The 16,075-nt window shown below is 58.6% G+C and carries 14 protein-coding genes and 1 tRNA gene; 8 read left to right on the top strand and 7 right to left on the bottom strand.

Features of this window, described 5'->3' with window-relative positions:
* The first annotated feature begins 70 nt into the window (after window positions 1–70).
* On the top strand, window positions 71–358 hold the full coding sequence (locus QRX40_RS01350) for a hypothetical protein (RefSeq protein ID WP_046323256.1): 288 nt from the start codon (window positions 71–73) through the stop codon (window positions 356–358).
* Here QRX40_RS01350 and QRX40_RS01355 read toward each other — a convergent pair.
* Window positions 291–1,541, bottom strand: a complete 1,251-nt coding sequence (locus QRX40_RS01355) for a HAMP domain-containing sensor histidine kinase (protein WP_313835794.1) — start codon at window positions 1,539–1,541, stop codon at window positions 291–293. The genes QRX40_RS01350 and QRX40_RS01355 overlap by 68 nt on opposite strands.
* Window positions 1,542–1,741: 200 nt before the next feature.
* Here QRX40_RS01355 and phoU point away from each other — a divergent pair, with 200 nt between their 5' ends.
* Entirely contained in the window at window positions 1,742–2,419 is a 678-nt protein-coding gene (gene phoU, locus QRX40_RS01360; protein WP_313835796.1) for a phosphate signaling complex protein PhoU, read from the top strand.
* Between the two features lie 192 nt (window positions 2,420–2,611).
* Here phoU and QRX40_RS01365 read toward each other — a convergent pair whose 3' ends face one another.
* The 4 genes from QRX40_RS01365 to lysS form a co-directional block, all read right to left on the bottom strand.
* On the bottom strand, window positions 2,612–3,352 hold the full coding sequence (locus QRX40_RS01365; protein WP_024626731.1) for a phosphoglyceromutase: 741 nt from the start codon (window positions 3,350–3,352) through the stop codon (window positions 2,612–2,614).
* 67 nt (window positions 3,353–3,419) lie between these two features.
* Entirely contained in the window at window positions 3,420–4,367 is a 948-nt protein-coding gene (gene menA / locus QRX40_RS01370) for a 1,4-dihydroxy-2-naphthoate octaprenyltransferase (protein WP_313835797.1), read from the bottom strand.
* A 66-nt stretch (window positions 4,368–4,433) separates the two neighbouring features.
* Window positions 4,434–5,414 carry a 1,4-dihydroxy-2-naphthoate octaprenyltransferase gene (gene menA / locus QRX40_RS01375; RefSeq protein WP_313835798.1) on the bottom strand — a complete coding sequence of 327 codons (981 nt, stop codon included), beginning with the start codon at window positions 5,412–5,414 and terminating at the stop codon, window positions 4,434–4,436.
* A gap of 34 nt (window positions 5,415–5,448) precedes the next feature.
* Entirely contained in the window at window positions 5,449–7,077 is a 1,629-nt protein-coding gene (gene lysS, locus QRX40_RS01380; protein WP_313835800.1) for a lysine--tRNA ligase, read from the bottom strand.
* 128 nt (window positions 7,078–7,205) lie between these two features.
* Between lysS and QRX40_RS01385 the strand changes: the two genes are divergently transcribed.
* The 6 genes from QRX40_RS01385 (at window position 7,206) to QRX40_RS01410 (ending at window position 13,744) form a co-directional block, all read left to right on the top strand.
* Window positions 7,206–7,279 (top strand) — tRNA-Pro (locus QRX40_RS01385).
* Between the two features lie 250 nt (window positions 7,280–7,529).
* The gene (locus QRX40_RS01390) at window positions 7,530–8,732 is read left to right on the top strand and encodes an ATP-binding protein (RefSeq protein WP_313835801.1); all 1,203 of its coding nucleotides are present in this window, start codon (window positions 7,530–7,532) and stop codon (window positions 8,730–8,732) included.
* Window positions 8,725–9,306, top strand: a complete 582-nt coding sequence (locus QRX40_RS01395) for a hypothetical protein (protein WP_313835803.1) — start codon at window positions 8,725–8,727, stop codon at window positions 9,304–9,306. The genes QRX40_RS01390 and QRX40_RS01395 overlap by 8 nt, the downstream gene beginning before the upstream one ends.
* A 128-nt stretch (window positions 9,307–9,434) precedes the next feature.
* The gene (locus QRX40_RS01400; protein ID WP_313835804.1) at window positions 9,435–11,474 is read left to right on the top strand and encodes a DUF4037 domain-containing protein; all 2,040 of its coding nucleotides are present in this window, start codon (window positions 9,435–9,437) and stop codon (window positions 11,472–11,474) included.
* A 12-nt stretch (window positions 11,475–11,486) separates the two neighbouring features.
* Window positions 11,487–12,122: a DUF4125 family protein gene (locus QRX40_RS01405; RefSeq protein WP_313835805.1), complete on the top strand. Its 636-nt coding sequence runs from the start codon at window positions 11,487–11,489 to the stop codon at window positions 12,120–12,122.
* Window positions 12,123–12,187: 65 nt separating this feature from the next.
* Complete coding sequence (locus QRX40_RS01410) at window positions 12,188–13,744, top strand: acyl-CoA thioester hydrolase/BAAT C-terminal domain-containing protein (protein ID WP_313835806.1); 1,557 nt, start codon at window positions 12,188–12,190, stop codon at window positions 13,742–13,744.
* Here QRX40_RS01410 and QRX40_RS01415 read toward each other — a convergent pair.
* Window positions 13,694–14,101, bottom strand: coding sequence for an ABC transporter permease (locus QRX40_RS01415; protein WP_313835807.1), 408 nt, complete (start codon window positions 14,099–14,101; stop codon window positions 13,694–13,696). The two genes, QRX40_RS01410 and QRX40_RS01415, sit on opposite strands and share 51 nt — an antisense overlap.
* Window positions 14,094–15,998, bottom strand: a complete 1,905-nt coding sequence (locus tag QRX40_RS01420) for a PspC domain-containing protein (protein WP_313835808.1) — start codon at window positions 15,996–15,998, stop codon at window positions 14,094–14,096. Before QRX40_RS01420 ends, QRX40_RS01415 begins: the two co-directional genes overlap by 8 nt.
* Between the last annotated feature and the right edge of the window lie 77 nt (window positions 15,999–16,075).

The following is a 16,075-nucleotide window of genomic DNA, read 5'->3' on the forward strand; positions in this document are numbered from 1 at the left end:
GGACAAGGGCCAAGGCCTGGGCAAGGCGTGGGGGTCGCCGCATGTCATTGCGAACGGTACAGTGAGGGGTATGAAGCTGGCTCCCATTTTCGATCCGGACGCCCGCAGGCCATCGCCGCGTCCCGTGCAGGTGGACCTGCGGCGCATCTTCTTGCTCGGCACAGGAGCTTGGATTCTGGCGCTGGCCGTAGTCGGCATCCTAGCTCTGACTGGAATGACGGTCACTAAGCCCCTTATTGTCTGCCTTTCCGGGGTTGGCGTGGGCATCCTGCTGTTGATCTGGGAGCACTTCAATCGCTGGGATTATCGCCGTCTGGCCCAGCAACCGGACCCTGAGCCAGAGGAAGCATCAGCGTAAATGTGCTCCCCTCTCCCGGCGCACTCCAGACAGTGACCGATCCATGGTGGGTCAGGGCCACATGTTTGACGATGGCCAGCCCTAGGCCGATGCCCACTGCAGTCTGCTCATTCTGATTGTCTGCACGGTAGAAGCGTTCGAAGATCCTGCCCTGGTCCGCCTTGGATATGCCTCGGCCGTGGTCGACCACCCTGATGATCCCGTAGTGCCCGTCCTTGGAAGCCTGCGCCACCAAGGAGACAGTCGAGCCCGAAGGTGAATAGGATATAGCATTCTCCACCAGCTTGGCCAAAGCCACTCTGATCTGCTGCCCGTCACCATGAATCGTCAGTGGTTGGTCACATCGCCACCGTAATGTCACATGGGCCTGATCAGCCCCATCCTGCTCATCATGCACCACTGTCCTTATCTGCTCAGCCACGTCAAGCACGTTCTCCCTGCTGGGCTTGATCCGCTCCTGAGCCCGGATCAGCAGAAGAAGATCCTTGAGCACATGCCCCAGATAGGCGCTGTAGCGCTGAACCGAGGAGGCATCCTTGGAGACGCTGCGCAGGTGGCTGCGTAGCAGATCCGGGTCATCCCCCTCCAGGTGCGAGGTGGTTTTCAGTTGCGCTGCAAGCTCCTCCAAGGCCTGGACCGGCTTGAGCATCTGCTCGGATACATTGGTCATGAAAGCATCCCTGGTCCGAATGAACCTCACCGAATCGCTCACATCATCGACCAGCACGACGACCAGTGACTTGTCTATGCGTCCCAGGGTGACCTTGAGCCAGTTCCTTCTGGATACCGCCTGGGCCTGAACATGGGTCGCATCCACGCGATCTTCGACCTCGTCAATAGCCAAATCTTCGGATTCCGGGCTCTCGGTAGCGGCATCCAGAGCAAATTCCGTAGGCGTTCGCGTGGTGAGATTGAAGCTGCGTCGACCGCCTGAGCGGCGTACCTGCGCAATGGCTTCGGTGATCTTCGGATCCGCAATCTCATCGTTGCTGACGATTCCCAGCCTGTAGGCATCCGGGCTGGAGCGAACAACCTCGTCATCGCCATCGACCACTACCGTGGCGGCAGGAATGAGCGCCAGCAGAGCCTGCGTCGAGCCTTCCAATGCCCCGCCATCGGCCTGTTCACCATCCTTGCCGCGGTTGCCCATAAAGCTGCGCAGGCGGTCCACAAACCGTCTCATAAGGACTTCCCTCCAGTCCGGCGCCGACCCCGGACGTGCGACATCAACCAAGTCTCATCGGCAGTTCTGGCTTTATTCTCGCATATCCGACATTGATTGCCGCTCCCATGGCCCGACATTCTTCAGGACTGGCTTTTTCTTGCCATCCTGGTCACATAGACTGGAGTCATATCGTTGACCGAGGCCGAAAGGGAAGAACAATGCGCGTGATTTTCAACGAGGAACTGGGGCTGGTGGCCGACGATCTCGATCGGATGGCTGCCAAGGTTCGCGATGCCATCAAAAAGGCCGGGCGATCCCTGATGGACTGCGACGTGGAGACAGCCCAGGAGGTCATCGACGGGGATGCCGATATAGACAACCTGCAGGCCAGCATTATCGATCAATGCATCAGGCTCCTGGCTAAGCAGAGCCCTGTGGCCACTGATCTGCGGGTGGTGGTCTCCACGCTGAGCCTGTCAGCCACCTTTGAGCGCATGGGAGACCTGGCCAGGCACATCGCCGAGACAGCCAGGCGCTCCTACCCCGAACCGACCCTGCCCGACGAAGTCATTCCCCTGTTCAAACAGATGCAGGACTTTCTGGACGTCATGGCTGACCGTCTGGTCGACATGCTCTCCGACAGGGACACGACTATAGCCGAACAGATCATCGTCAGCGATGACCAGATGGACAAGCTCCATCAGAGAACTTTCAGCTATGCCCTCTCGGACGACTGGAAGGGGAGCAGGCAGCAGCTGATCGACCTGGTCCTGGTGGCACGGTTCATGGAACGACTGGGAGACCACGGCGTCTCGGCGGCCCGGCGTGTGGTCTACATCGTTTCGGGCTTCGACCCCTCCAAGGATCCCAAGGATCTGGACATCGACCTGGACTGAACAGACAGCAACTGTGCGGTTCGTCACCTGACAGTTAATCAGGTGACGAACCGTTTTTTAACTTCGCCAACGGCCAGGAATAAATACGAAAGGCGGTGTCTTCCACAAAGGGAGAAGACACCGCCCAATCAGCTTGGACACTCTGCGTCCAAAGCCCGATTCACATCATCGGATAGATCTATCTGAAGGATCTCACTTCTGGCCCTGGGCCGCCACTGCAGCAGCACCGGCAGCGGCTGCTTCCGGATCCAGATACTCGCCGCGAGGCTTGATGGGCTTGAAGTTCTCATCCAGCTCGTAGACCAGGGGGATGGCCGTGGGGATGTTGACCTTGGCGATCTCGTCCTCAGTCAGGTTGTCGAGCATCTTGACGATGGCCCTCAGCGAGTTGCCATGGGCGGCAATCAGGACGGTCTTGCCTGTCTTGAGTTCCGGGACAATGTCGCTCTCCCAGTAGGGGGTGACGCGCTTGACCACGTTGGCCAGTGCCTCGGCTCGGGGCACGGGGGCTCCGGCATACCGGGGATCATGGGACTGCGAGTACTCGTCGTCAGGGTCGATCTCGGGCGGCGGGGTGGCATAGGAGCGACGCCAGAGCATGAACTTCTCATCACCGTACTTCTCGCGGATCTCGGTCTTGTTCTTGCCCTGCAGTGCTCCGTAGTGACGCTCGTTCAGCCTCCAGTCACGCTTGACGGGGATCCAAAGGCGGTCAGCCTCGTCCAAGGCGATGTTGGCGGTGTTGATAGCGCGGCGCAGCAAGGAGGTGAAGACGATGTCCGGCAGGACACCCTTATCCTTGAGCAGCTTGCCGCCCTTGCGGGCTTCCTGCTCGCCCTGCTCGGTCAGCGGGACGTCCACCCAGCCGGTGAACTGATTGGTGTTGTTCCATGCGCTCTGGCCGTGCCTGAGCAATACTAGTTTGTAGGTCATAGTGAAAATTCTAAGACCTAAGAGGGACTGTTTGGCGGACCTACAGCTCCCCCTGTAGAGCAGTCGCTTAAAGCAGGCAGACGCCCAGCCAGCAGAACCCTGTCAGCAGATCGGTATAGCCCGACAGTGCAAAGGCCCTGCTGAAGCGGTTCCGACAACTGGCCACTGTGGTGGCAATGGCCAGCGCCAGGACAGGCAGCAGACAGACCAGGCGGGGCCAAGCGGCCGCGAGGGAACCGTCAGACAGGGACCATGACTCAACCACGCCCAGGATCACAGCCAGGGCATAACAGGATCCCATCAGAATCAGTGTGCCTTTGGCTCCGATGAAGGAAGACAGCGTGTACTTGCCGGCCAGAGGATCAGCATCAATGTCTCGATAATTGTTGATCTCCAGAACAGGAATGCAGACAAGACCGCCAACCAGGGCGCCGATGAACCCGTGACGGTCGATGCTGCCAGTCTCCAGGTACTGGGTGGCCAGCACGCCCACCAGGCCGAAGAAGATCATGATGCTCAGCTCGCCCATGGCCCTATAGCCGTAAGGGTGTTTGCCTCCCGTGTAGAACCAGGCTCCCAGCAGACAGAAGATGCCGACCAGGATCATCCACCAGTAGCCGGTCATCCAGCAGAGGGTCAGTCCGGACAGGCAAGCCATAAGGATGTTGAGGTAGGCGGACAGCAGGACCTTGCGAGGCTCCACACCACCGGCCACACCTCTTCTGGGCAGATCAGGCACCGAACCGTCGGCGCCAGCTCCCGAAAGGCTGCTCCGGCCTTCGTCAGTGCCCCTGATGCCGTCAAAGTAGTCATTGGCCAGATTGCAGGTGCTGTGGATGAACACAGCCGTCAGACAGCACAAGAGAGCGATCAGCCAGAAGCGCATATCCGGACTCAACCCTTGGCTGAACAGCTGCCGGAGGGCTACCGCCGTGCCGATCAGCACCGGCGTGGGCGAGCAAAGCAGGGCCGAGGGTCGCAGTGCGTCCTTGTATTCCCGAAGTGTGATGAACATGATTGCCTGATTATCCACCAAATCGCTTGAAAGTCGGACTGCTCTCTTATGAGCGTATCAAGATTTTCACAGCTGCAGGAGCAGGCCCGCCGACCAGCACAGGGCGGAGACCAGAGTACCCTTGCCTGCCATGCCAAAGGCCTTGGGCACCTGGCCGCGGGCAAAGGCTCGACAGATCAGCAGAAAGACAACAGCCACAGGCAGGAGGACCAGCACAAGGGGGAAGCCAGGCAGGCCACGCCGCATGACAGCCGGAACGAACTGGATCAGGCCCAGGACCAGGCTCAGGATGTAGACCAGGTAGATGGAGATAGCCGCAGCACGCGCCCCCACCAGAACAGCATATGTGTGCTTGCCGGATCGGCGGTCGTCATCCAGGTCCCGGTAGTTGTTGAGCATGAGCAGGCCCACGGCATTGAGCCCGCAGACGCAGGCGCCCAGGATGCCGGCGGCATCGACCCTATTAATGAGGAAGTACTCGGTGCCCAGGGTGGCCACCAGACCGAAGAAGATGAAGACGCTGACCTCGCCCAGCCCGTGGTAGCCGTATGGATGCGGACCGCCTACGTAACACCAGCCGGCTATCAGACAGCAGACTCCGACCAGGATCATCCACCAGTGACCGGTGAGAGCCATGACAATCAGGCCCATCAGGCAGGTGAAGGCCGCCGAGATCATGGTGGCGTACAGCACCTTCTTGGGCGGCACGCCGGCGGCCACCAGACGCCTCGGTCTGCCAGAGGCGGCCTCCTCGCCTCCACGGCCGGAGTCGGTGCCGCGAACACCATCGGCGTAGTCGTTGGCGAAGTTGGCTGCAATCTGCATAGACAGGGCGAGCAGGACCAGCAGGACCACGATTAGGGCCAGCCTTCCCGGTGTGGCTGCCTTCAGGGCAGGGTCGACAGGCCTGGGCGAACAGGAGCTGGTGCACTGTTCCAAGAGCCGTGACCGCTCCAGGAGTGCTGCCGAAGCGCCCACGCAGACAGGCGCCATCGAGGCAGGCAGCGTCCTGGGACGCATGCCATCCATCCACAGCCTGATATTCATGACCGTCCCTTCCCTGTCATCATCTCATATCGTCTCAGACCAGCGGCTTGACCAAGGGGAAGGTGATGGTCTCGCGGATGGATGCGCCGGTAAGGGCGATCAACAGCCGATCGATGCCCATGCCCATGCCACCAGCCGGAGGCATGCCTACGCCCAGGGCCTCCAGGAAGTCCTCATCAATATCCATGGCCTCGACATCGCCGCGGCTGGCCATCTTGGCCTGCTCGACGAACCGCTGCCGCTGGACCACCGGATCGTTGAGCTCGGAGTAGCCCGTGGCCAGCTCGAACCCGCGAACGTAGAGATCCCACTTCTCAACCACTCCCGGCTTGGTGCGGTGGGCCTTGACCAGGGGCGAGGTCTCGACAGGGAAATCACGCACGAAGGTCGGCTCGTAGAGCTTGTCCTGCCAGAAATGCTCCCAGAGGTGTTCGACCAGCTTGCCGTGGTTCTCGGCAGGCTCCTCCTCCAGGCCCAGTTTGTCAGCAATGGTCCGCAGATGGTCCACGCTGGTCTGCGGGGTAATCTTTTCGCCCAGGGACTCGGAAAGGGAATCGTACATGCTGATTTGGCGCCAATCGCCGCCGAAGTCGTACTGGCTGCCGTCCTGCAGGGTCACCTTCAGTGATCCCGACGTGGCCATGGCCGCCTTCTGGATCAGCTCCTTGGTCAGTTCCCCGATGGTGTCGTAGGTGCCGTAAGCCTGATAGGCCTCCAGCATGGTGAACTCCGGGGCATGCGTGGCATCCACGCCCTCATTGCGGAAGTCGCGGTTGATCTCGAAGACGCGCTCAATGCCGCCGACCAGACAGCGCTTGAGGAAGAGCTCGGGAGCGATGCGCAGATAGAGATCGATGTCGAAGGCGTTCATATGCGTGGTGAATGGTCGGGCCGCGGCACCGCCATGCACGGTCTGGAGCATGGGGGTCTCGACCTCCATGAAGTCGTGATCCTCGAAGGTGCGCCTCAGGGAGGAGACGGCCTTGGAACGGCGGCGGACCATGGCCCGCACATCCTCATCGGCGATCATGGCCAGGTAAGGCTTGCGGGTGCGCTGTTCCTCGGTCAGTTCCTTGTGAAGGGCAGGCAGGGGCTGTAAAGCTTTGGCTGCGATGTTCCACTCGGTTGCGAAGACAGAGAGTTCACCGGTCTTGGAAGCGACCACGCGGCCGCGCAGGTAGAGGTGGTCGCCCAAGTCGACCAGCTGCTTGAAGCGCTTCAAAGAATCAGCGCCGATCTCACGCTTGGAGATCATGCCCTGGATACGGGTGCCATCGCCTGCCGCCAGCTGGACGAAGCAGAGGCCGCCACCGTTGCGCAGGAAGAGGACCCTGCCGGCAATGCCGACCACATCCTCGGTCTCCTGGCCTGGCTCAAGGCGGTCTTGATACTTGCGACGCACATCCTCGATGCGGTCGGTCACATCCAGATGGACCGGGTAAGGCTCAATACCCTCCTTGAGCATGAGCGCCCTCTTGGCCACGCGCATGCGCACCTGTTCGGGATGGCCTTCAGCGCTCTCCTCTAGGTTGCCGGGATCAATGGCGTCATCCAACTGGGCGCCCTGATCAATCTTCTCCGCGATGGCCATATCCTGGTCAAGCAGCGCCTGAGCACGCTCGACCGTCGTCAGACGAGGGGTTTCTTCCGATGAGTCATTCATAAATCGCTATTTTACGCATGAGCCGGTACTTGGCCCCGGTTGCCGCCTGACGGCAAGCGGTTGAATGGTCGCGCCGCGCAGACAATAGCGTTTGGCCGACGGTACGTGTACTATATAGAACGTTGTCACGGGGTATAGCGCAGCTTGGTAGCGCGCTTCGTTCGGGACGAAGAGGCCGGGGGTTCAAATCCCCCTACCCCGACAAGCATTCCGGTTCCCAGGGGCCGGAATTTCTGTATTCGCAACTTTTAGACATAGCTGTATGCAGGAATAAAAACTTATCTTATCTGTTGCTTTTTTAATAAGCTCTTGTATTTTATGAGTTCGGGATCACAGCTCCAACAACCCGGAAATCTTCCACTGCATTAATATTTAGGTTTCTCGGAACAGAAAGACGCATTATCAGCATCCAGATGTAGTATATAAACAAATATTCTGTTCAAAGGAGCATAATGCGGATCTTAGCCTTTGACCTTAAAGGACTTCGCTTATACGACAAGGGCGCACTACGCATGATCCTATTCGCCGAAGATAGGATTACCGATGGCAGCTTCACCCATCGCCTTCAGGGCACCACCTCACCGCTTGGCATCGTCACAGCCATTGGCATCTCCGGTATCAATGCCTCCGGCAAAACCACTGATCTACGCCTGCTTTCTCTAATCATTAACATTGCCAGAGGCGCTTCATTGGGAACTCAACGCTCCACCATCGATCCGCTGATGGACATTCTTGAGCCCACGATTACAGCACGCATTATCTTCGAGGAAAACGGCGAGGCTTGGCTGCTCAATGCCACACTCCGGCGCGCCGATAAGGACGAGGCCACCGCCGACTCCCCCTTAGTTTTCGAAAAGGAACGGCTGTGCCAGTATGCAGGCAGAAGTCTGAGCAAGATTCGTTTGAAAAGAACCATAGATGGCGACGAAGAATCCTGGTGGACTGTAGCGACTCGAGGAATGAATAAGTCGGGCGACGAAAAGGAGCTGGCCGAGGATGTCAAGAGATTTTTGCCCCCAGATCGCTCTCTGACGACGGGGATTCTGCGCACCAAGGAGACCGTGGTCACCCTCTGTCTGCAAAATCCGCTGCAAATGTCCATTCCTGTCACTCCCCCATCGCAAGTGGTGGGTCTTTTCGATCCGACCATCGAGCACTTAGAGGTAAGCGATCACCAGTTCCATATCAAGTTCCGCAATGAAAAGGTTGAGCGCGACTGTGATCCCTCGCAAGCTATGGCCATGATATCGGCGGGAACATTCCGTGGAACCTCCTTGGCACAACATGCTATCGAAACACTTGCGCAAGGAGGCTACTTACTATTCGACGAAATCGAAAACAGCATAAACAAGCAGTTGGTCTTCGCTATCATCGACCTGTTCTCCTCTCCTGCTACTAACCCGCATGGGGCGGTGCTCGTTTTTTCTACGCACTATCCAGAACTGCTGGACCATTTCACCAGAAAGGACAACATTTGGTTCGCTGTCAGGCATGAGAACGCCGGATTCCAACTGATCCGGTATAACAAGCTGGTCACCCGCGGTGAACTGAAGAAGAGCGTCCAGTTCATGTCGGGTGCCCTGCAAGGAACCGCGCCCTCAGCCGCTTCCATCAGCGCCTTGCGGAGCTACGTCAAGGAAACGGTTCATGGATAGTCAAGCGATTTATAATGAACCTACCTTGGTTATCTGCGAAGGGTCTGCCGAAAGCGTCATCTTTGAACTCCTACTGACAGCAGGAAAACTTATTATTCCTAAAGATTCCCTTATTGAAGATCCGCAGACTGGTCGGTTTTATACCCGTTGCCGTAAAGATAGGGAAATCGAGGAACGGTTCTTTTCCGTGACCTATGGTTCTTCGTGCGTGAATATCGTCCGTATTATTGACTCACCAAATGAACGCTTTCACTTGTCGCCTCTGTACCAGTCTAAAGCCCGTGTACTTACACTGACTACTCGTCCTGAGATCGAGATCCTGGCCATCATCAAAGAGGGGGCCTATAGGGACTGGACGCACGTCAATAACATGAAACCCAGCGAATTCTGCAAGGAGAAACTGGGGCTGCACAAGATCAAGCAGTATGCTTTCTTGCACCAATATTGGAATGACGCGGATGAGCTCTGTCGTGTCATCGAGTTGTATCGAAGAAACCATCACTTCCAAAACCATGAGCGATGTTTGGCCGAGCTCCTCGTTACCCATTCAGACAGCTGCACCGGGCAGGTGTGACCTAGGCGACATAGCCGACTGAAGTCCATCAAAGACCATCAGCCTAGACTGATAGATAGAAGCGACCAGGGCGCTAGGGCTCCATGAGGGACCCGCACCTACAGATACCCTGACAGCAAGGGAGCCAAATGAGCCAGGACCAGACACCGATCCCAGACAACAAGCAGGAAGAGCCTCAACAGTCCTACCTGCAACCGGACGGCAGCTTCGACACCCAGGCCTTCTTGGACGGACTGGATGCCATCTTCAATGCGGGCAAGGCCCGCGACGAAGCTGAACCCTATCTGCAGCAGGCGCTGGTGGATGCGGAGAATGCGGGTAATGATGCCGGACTGCTGACCGTGCTGAACGAAATCATGGGCTTCTACCGGTCCCAGGGTCGCCACCAGGAGAATATGTGGATGATCCAGCGCGCCATCGAGCTAGCCACACGCATGCGCATTGAGGGGTCCGATGCCTGGACAACCACCCTGATCAATGCAGCCACAGGACTGCGGGCAGCCAAGAAGTATGACCAGGCCGAAGACCTATACAGGCAGGCGCTTGCCTCCGCAGCCAAGACCCTTGGGCCCAAGGATCGACGCCTGGCGGCCCTGCACAACAACCTGTCCATGCTCTACAGCGAAACCGACCGACCCGACCAGGCCGAGCAGGAGCTGCGCCAAGCCATGGACATCCTAGAGAATTCCAGCACTGATCCTTCCCAGGATCTGGATCTGGCCACCACCCACACCAATCTGGCCCTTCTGCTCATGCAGCGCAGCGACAGTCCGCAGGCTCTGCAAGAGGCCTGGGACCAAGCTCGCACGGCCCTGGATATCTATCGAACCGGCCACCTGGAAAACAGCGCACACTATGCCTCAGCCTTGGCCGGCTTTGCTCAAGTCTGTTATATGACCGGTCGCTTCAGTCAATCGGCAGACACCTATCGCAAGGCCTTGGCCATCATTGAGGATCGATACGGTAAGGGCAGCGACTACTACCAGATCACCAAGGCCAATCTGGACCAGGCCCAGGCCGCTGCTGATAAAAACGGGGACAAGGACCAATCCGACCAGGCTAAGCAAGCAGTATCGAGCCGGTCGAAGACCGGTTCAAACCGGCATCCGGCCAGGAATCAGAACAATGACAGCGATCTGCATGGCCCCCGCACGGATATTCAAGGGCTGGACCTGGCCAAGGCCTACTGGGAGCATGTGGGTCGTCCCATGCTGGATGAACGCTACCCCCAGTATCGCAGCCGAATCGCCGTAGGCCTGATGGGCCATGGCTCGGACTGCTATGGCTTTGACGACGCCATCTCCCGGGATCATGATTTCGGCCCCGGCTTCTGCCTGTGGCTGACCAGCGAGGATTATCAGGCCATCGGAGACCAGCTGCAGAAGGACTACGAGGCCCTGCCCACCGAATTCATGGGATTCGGCTCGCGAACCGACAGCGTCAGAGCAAAGGGAGCCGACCGCCGCGTGGGTGTCTTCGAGATCGGCGCCTTCTTCGAATCCCTGACCGGCTACCGGCAGGCGCCCCCGGAAGATCACCCCCACGAGTGGCTGCTCCTGGACGAGGCCACGCTGGCGGCGGCCACCAATGGCAGAATCTTCGCGGATCCTCTGGGGCAGATGCTGGCCACCCGGCAGGGGTTCAAGGCCATGCCCGACGATGTGCGCTTCTGCCTGATCTCCCGCCGGCTGGGCATGATCGCCCAGGCGGGCCAGTACAATCTGCCGCGGAGTCTGCAGCGGGGCGACGGGGCTGCAGCCATGCTGTCAATCAACGAATTCATCAAAGCCTGCGCCTCCCTGATCTTCCTGATCAACAATCCGCTGACCGTCGGTTATCTGCCCTATTACAAGTGGACCTTCGCAGCCCTGCGGCGATTGAGCGGACGAATGGCCACCAGGCTGGCCGACCTGACCGAGCAGCTGGAGGACATCCTGCGACTGGCTTCGGCTGCCTGTTACGGAGGGCAAGGCTTCGGCGAAGGCGGCAAGGGGGCCCGGCCGGCTGCCGAACACGTCACCAAGCTTGTGGAGTCAATCTGCGCCAGAATCGTAGAAGAGCTGCAAGTAGAAGGCCTGACCAACAGCCCCGAAACCTTCCTGGAATGGCAGCGCCCCTACGTCGAGGCTCACATTTCCAGCGACGATCCGGTTCTGCACAGCATCTGAAAGGAGCCAAAGATGGCAAACGACGAGCAATGTCAGGATGAGGAATCCCTGCGCGAGCGGATCGTCCGCCACGAATGGGAACAGTTCCAGCAGGTCAACAACGAGGGTGGCCCGGCCAACTGTCAGGGCAACTGGCCCATGTTCCACCAAATGCGCCTAAGCCAGTTTCTAACCTGGCCACATCCCCTGCTAACCAGCTATGCGGACGACCTGGATCAGGCCGACAAAGCGGGGCGCAACCTGTTGACCGAGAAGTACGGGCGGATGATGGAGTCCACTGCCCCGGACCAGTACCACAGCAGCATCGCCCCCTACCTGCCCAAGCTGGGCCTGGACCGTCAGGAACAGCAGGAGCGCATCATCGACAGGCAAGTGGCCTGGGCCAAGGACTTTCGCGAGCGCTACCCCCGTCTAGGCCAGGAGATGCGAGTCCTGCGTACCAGCGAGGACACGCCGGAGGCCACCTCCTTCGAGACTTATCTACGTGGCGAACTGGGCACCTATTCGACCCGGACCCTGGATCTTTACCAGTCCATGGTGGATCAGATCGAGGCCCGTGGTGGCAACCTGACCGAGGAAACCATCCTGGCCACAGTGCAAATGAACGGCTTCGAGACCCTGGACGAAGCCGAACAGGCCCAGGACTGACCTCCTGAACCACAATCAGGAGGTTCATCTGACCAACCAGTCGAGCGGTCGGGTAGAGTTGACGGGTGCAAAAGCTGAAACGGGCGGGCTTTACCGCCGCCTCCTTCGTAGTCATCCTGCTGGTCATGCTCCTTTTGGGCCAAGCCATGACACCCGACTGGCAGGTGGAACCCTATCGAGACCACATCAAGATCCCGACCCGGTCCACAGCTATCGCCTCGCGCCTTGGAGCTACCACCCCTGAAGGTACTTATAAGGTCAAAGAACGGAAAATCAGCATTGCTCTGGATGGCGGAGTCCGCATCCAGGCCATCGTCAGAGAGCCGCGCGATCGAGAGGGCACGGGGCCAGCCTGCTTGTTCATCCATGGCGCCGGAACCGGCAAATCCTCAGAAGTGTATGGCGATCTGGCCTCAGCCATGGCCTCGGCCGGCATCACCACCCTGGTGCCTGACAAGCGTTTGGATAACTACACCGCCTTCCACCGCGACTATCATTCCTTAGCCGCCGACTACGTGCACTCGCTTGACCAACTACGCTCCTGGCCAGGCGTGAATCCGGCCAAGGTCGGGCTCTACGCCGAATCCGAGGGCACCTGGATATCGACCATCATGACTGCCAAGGACCCCAGCATTGCCTTCTCCATCCTGACCTCTCCTCCGGTTTACCCGGGACGGCGGCAGATGGCCATGGCGGCTACCAACTACTTGGATCTGATTGGCGCGCCCAAGGGAATCCGCAACGTTATACCCCGGTTCATCGGCATGGACCTGTCCCTGCTGGGCCTGGAGTACGCCGACTTCCCCTCACTGCCTTATCTGGACCAGCTGCAGATGCCCGTCATGATCAACTTCGGCACCATGGACTTCTCCATGCCAGTCGAACAGGGAGCGCAGGAGATCATCCGCAGAGCCCACGCTGGCGGCAACGACAATGTGACACTGCGCTACTACCCCACCAATCATCAGATACGCACCGGCAGCCGGCTGGCCAAGGACGGGTTGCCTCTGGAACCCCGCTATACCCATAATCTGGAAGACTGGATCAACGCCGTAGCTCTAGGCACCCAGGCCGATCAATGGTCCACTCCCATGATTGCCGGCAGCCAGCCCCACCAGCTCAATCAAGTACCTGATCGTACTGATTCCGGATTGATTTCCTCGCTGACCGCCCTGCTGACCTTGATGGCCACTGGCCCCGTTCTGCTGGTTGCTGCCCTCATTGCTGCCCTGATAGGAGCCTTGAACTCACATCTGCGGGCTCGAGGCAATGTCAGACAACGGTCCGGCTTCAGCAAAGGTCTGGCCGGACGGCTTTGGGCACTGGGACTGTTGGCCGCAGGACTGATAACCGCTCTGCTGGCCTATGCCTTGACTGTGGTCCGCCAGGCCTTCGGCCTGGTCCATCTGTCCCCGATGATGACATTCTCCTGGTTCCTACTATCAGGTCTCTGTCTGATGCTCATTCTGCTTTTGGCGAGCACCCTGACCTCCATCTTCAGCCGGCCTGACGGCAAGCCAGCTGTTGCCGGGGCGGGCCACTGGCTGACCCTGACCCTAACCCTGTTTGGGTCACTGTCCATCCTTGGCAGCCTGATCTTCTGGAATATCTTGGTCTTTTGAGTCATGACGAACGTGCTTTGTTGATGCCAGCCAAGTTGATATAGCAGCGACAATCAGCACTACGCCCAAGCCGGCAAAAATCAATGGAATAATTCGCTGCCAGGGTATGACTAGTGTCAGATCCGTACCGTAACGTAGAAAGACCAATCCTAAAGCCAACATGGTCAGGGCCAAAAGTCCAACCAGGATGCCAAAAATGATGGTAGGCATGCTGGGGCCGCTAGGACGGACCGGCTCCGGCGGCTGCATCCGAACCTGGTATATCGGGGGTGCCTGTGATTCAACGGGCATGACCTTGGTGGTGCGCTCCTGACGATCCAGCGGCTGGCCTCCTTCTGGTTGCTGCATATCAGTCATCTTCCTGATCCTCCCCAAACTGCCATGGATTGTAGCTATAATCCCAATATTCATTGATCGATCCGCTATAGAGCTGCGCCCGCTTCGGCTGGGTAGCACTCCCCTGGGCTTGCACGGTGACCCGCGCACCGGCCATGAGATTGGCATCGACGATCAATTCGGGATCGTCGGGCATATGCCACTGATCCTCCTTGGACGCTCGCAGGGCCTCCTCCCAATTGCGTCGTTCAGCTGATGGCGACGTATTGCCCCACCACATCCGGTTTCCCTGTTCCGTCTCGGTTATCCAGTCAGCCGCGCCTGATCCCAAGACCCTATAGAGGTCGGTGTGTTCCCTATAGGACAGACTGCATCCCTTAGGAATGAGTAGGCGAACGTCAGCATAGGCCACAGCCAGGCGGACAGTGCCCGTCGGGCAGCCTGAGACTGTACTCTCCGCATCATCCATAATCTGAACGCGATGAGTGCCGTGTTTCTGCTCATAACCAGTCAGGTCAATGACGGCACTTCCCTGATCCTGCGGGTCTCCGACCAGCGCGATGCCACGGCGGTAACGCCTCATGTCTGCACTGTCCGCCCCCAACAAGCGTCCATGGTTGTTGCCGTTAACTTGAACTGTGGCGTATTCGGCCAGGATCCTGCGGTTCTGGGTTTGCTCAATGCCTGGTATGGCCGAACCAGAAGCCAGCATCAGGACAACCAGGCAGGCCATCAGGGCAATGGGGGTCAGTCCTCCAGACCTGCGGCCCATCAAGCCCAGGATCAGTATGACCACGCCAAGTATCAGCGTGACGCCTCCAGCCCAGATCAGAGCGAAAGTCAAGGCCACATTCAATCCGCGATAGGGGTTCGTGGCCATCCACCAGACCCCTGCGCCGGAGACCAGGATCAGTCCTGACAGAAGACTGACCAGCGCAGGTCCGGCGGGACGACGCCGTATCCGGGGCGGAACCGACGGAGTCTTACGGGCTATTCCCGGCCCTGTCGAGAATGACCCGGCTGTGCCATAGTCCGTCCAGTCACTGAATCCATATGACTGATTCATGTTCCCAACAGGTTCTGCAGGGCCTTCTGCCCCCGTCCAAACTCCGGGAGCTGCACCGGTGACAGGATTCTCACAGCCTTGCGTATTATTCGAATCGCTGGCAGCGTTTGCCGAATCCGCTGTCTCAAAAATATGTCCGGAAGCAGTCGCATCCCCTTGTTGTTCCCGAGCTCCATACGAATCGGAATCCCCTGGCTGGTTCCTGTATCCTTCTGTGCTCGCATTGCCGTCTGTCTGCGTATTGCTGCGAGTCCCTGTGTAATCCTGGTACCCCTCATACCCCGAAAAGCTTGGGTAGTCAGGCTGATTCGGGTACCATTGCGAGCCTGCACCATTCGGCCGGTCCGAATATTGCGGTCCCATCACCCAAGGATCGCCCGAAACCGGTCTGCCGGCATCCGGCCCAGTCCAGTACCCTCTTTGGTACTCCAGGGCCTTGTTGCGGCTCCACCGGATGAATAGATACAGGACCAGGGCACCAAAGGCCAGTGAAAAGATTCCGACTCCAGGAATCAGGATGGCCAGCAGCCAGTAAATGATAATGCCCACCATGGAAGCATGCCAAATCCCGTGGATCAGCTCCTGGGCGATAATGACCCCACGCCGGTCCGGCAGGACGAACCAGGCAAAACCGTAGAAGGCGGCACCGGCGCCGAAGAAAAAGACCGCCAGAATCATCAAGGCTCTGACCAGGGTCACGCTCCAACCCAGGCGACGGGCCAAGGCTACGCAAACACCGCCTACCCATCCCTGGTCACGGATCAGATAGGACTCCCTGCAGGCGCGGAAGAACCTGTCGAACTTCCACTGCCAGCCGTTGTCGGGGCCATTGCCGTTCATGTCGCTACTCATATCTTCATTACAACACCCTGCGAGCGCAAATCTCATGGGGGAACACCCTGATTCGACCCTGATTTCTTCCCCTTATT

Source organism: Bifidobacterium sp. H6bp9, assembly GCF_032193695.1.
In the GTDB taxonomy this organism is placed as follows: domain Bacteria; phylum Actinomycetota; class Actinomycetes; order Actinomycetales; family Bifidobacteriaceae; genus Bombiscardovia; species Bombiscardovia kimbladii.

What these genes read in the sequence shown, in the direction of transcription:
- lysS (WP_313835800.1), bottom strand. Translation starts at nt 7,077, where the DNA reads ATGAATGACTCATCGGAAGAAACCCCTCGTCTGACGACGGTCGAGCGT.
- phoU (WP_313835796.1), top strand. Translation starts at nt 1,742, where the DNA reads ATGCGCGTGATTTTCAACGAGGAACTGGGGCTGGTGGCCGACGATCTC.
- QRX40_RS01405 (WP_313835805.1), top strand. Translation starts at nt 11,487, where the DNA reads ATGGCAAACGACGAGCAATGTCAGGATGAGGAATCCCTGCGCGAGCGG.
- QRX40_RS01390 (WP_313835801.1), top strand. Translation starts at nt 7,530, where the DNA reads ATGCGGATCTTAGCCTTTGACCTTAAAGGACTTCGCTTATACGACAAG.
- QRX40_RS01350 (WP_046323256.1), top strand. Translation starts at nt 71, where the DNA reads ATGAAGCTGGCTCCCATTTTCGATCCGGACGCCCGCAGGCCATCGCCG.
- QRX40_RS01400 (WP_313835804.1), top strand. Translation starts at nt 9,435, where the DNA reads ATGAGCCAGGACCAGACACCGATCCCAGACAACAAGCAGGAAGAGCCT.
- menA (WP_313835797.1), bottom strand. Translation starts at nt 4,367, where the DNA reads ATGTTCATCACACTTCGGGAATACAAGGACGCACTGCGACCCTCGGCC.
- QRX40_RS01415 (WP_313835807.1), bottom strand. Translation starts at nt 14,101, where the DNA reads ATGACTGATATGCAGCAACCAGAAGGAGGCCAGCCGCTGGATCGTCAG.
- menA (WP_313835798.1), bottom strand. Translation starts at nt 5,414, where the DNA reads ATGAATATCAGGCTGTGGATGGATGGCATGCGTCCCAGGACGCTGCCT.
- QRX40_RS01365 (WP_024626731.1), bottom strand. Translation starts at nt 3,352, where the DNA reads ATGACCTACAAACTAGTATTGCTCAGGCACGGCCAGAGCGCATGGAAC.
- QRX40_RS01355 (WP_313835794.1), bottom strand. Translation starts at nt 1,541, where the DNA reads ATGAGACGGTTTGTGGACCGCCTGCGCAGCTTTATGGGCAACCGCGGC.
- QRX40_RS01420 (WP_313835808.1), bottom strand. Translation starts at nt 15,998, where the DNA reads ATGAGTAGCGACATGAACGGCAATGGCCCCGACAACGGCTGGCAGTGG.
- QRX40_RS01395 (WP_313835803.1), top strand. Translation starts at nt 8,725, where the DNA reads ATGGATAGTCAAGCGATTTATAATGAACCTACCTTGGTTATCTGCGAA.